Below are 965 nucleotides of genomic sequence, written 5' to 3'. Positions count from 1 at the left end.
AATTAGTCATATAATTTTTTTATTTTGGGAGATGGTTGTCGATGACCCGTCAGCCGGACCTGTAAAAGACCCACAGCGTGCCCATCGACCCCCACCGGCGTGACCCGCGAATGGACCAGGCCATGACCCCACCGACCATCGAACCCTTCGATGTGCGCGTCACCACCGCCGAGATCGACGATCTCCGTGACCGGCTGGCCCGGACCAGGTGGCCCGACCAGATACCCGGCACCAGGTGGGAGTACGGCACCGAACGCGATTTCCTGGTCGAGCTGTGCCGGTACTGGAAGGACGACTACGACTGGTCGGGCTTCCAGACCCGGGCCAACGCCTTTCCTCAGTTCACTACCGGGATCGACGGGCAGCGCATCCATTTCATCCATGCACGCTCTCCCGAACCGACGGCGAGGCCCCTGCTGCTGACCCACGGCTGGCCGGGCTCGGTGGCGGAGTTCTGGCAGGTGCTCGGCCCCCTGTCCGACCCGGCAAACCACGGTGGTGACCCGGCCGACGCCTTCCATGTCGTCGTCCCGTCCCTGCCCGGCTACGGCTTCTCGGGTCCGACGACCGAGCGGGGATGGACCATCATCCGGGCTGCGTCCGCTTTCCTGGAGCTCATGACCCGCCTGGGCTATGAGCGCTTCTTCGCGCAGGGAGGCGACTGGGGCAGCGCGGTCACCACCACGGCTGCCGGCCTGGCCCCCGAGCGAGTACGGGCCATCCACCTCAACCTGCTGCCGGCGCCGCCACCGGACCGCAACGACCCGACCGCCGGCCTGGACGAAGCGGACCTGGCCATCCTGGCCCGGGTGAAGCATTTCGCCGACCACGAGACCGGCTACCAGAAGATCCAGGGGACGAAGCCGCAGACGCTGGCTTACGGCCTCGTCGACTCGCCGGCCGGGCTCGCCGGCTGGATCGTGGAGAAGTTCCACGGGTGGAGCGACTGCAACGGCACGATCGAA

The 965-nt window shown here is 66.6% G+C and carries 1 protein-coding gene; it reads left to right on the top strand.

The annotated features are described in order from the left end of the window. Window positions 1-122: 122 nt before the first annotated feature. A partial coding sequence (locus MJ785_RS13340; RefSeq protein ID WP_239381190.1) for an epoxide hydrolase family protein occupies window positions 123-965 on the top strand: 843 nt, incomplete at its 3' end.

The sequence above is a fragment of the Protofrankia sp. CiT1 genome, from assembly GCF_917627335.1.
Lineage (GTDB): Bacteria > Actinomycetota > Actinomycetes > Frankiales > Frankiaceae > Protofrankia.
The sequence above is the reverse complement of the archived record's forward strand: the minus strand, read 5'-3'. Positions and strand labels throughout refer to the sequence as shown.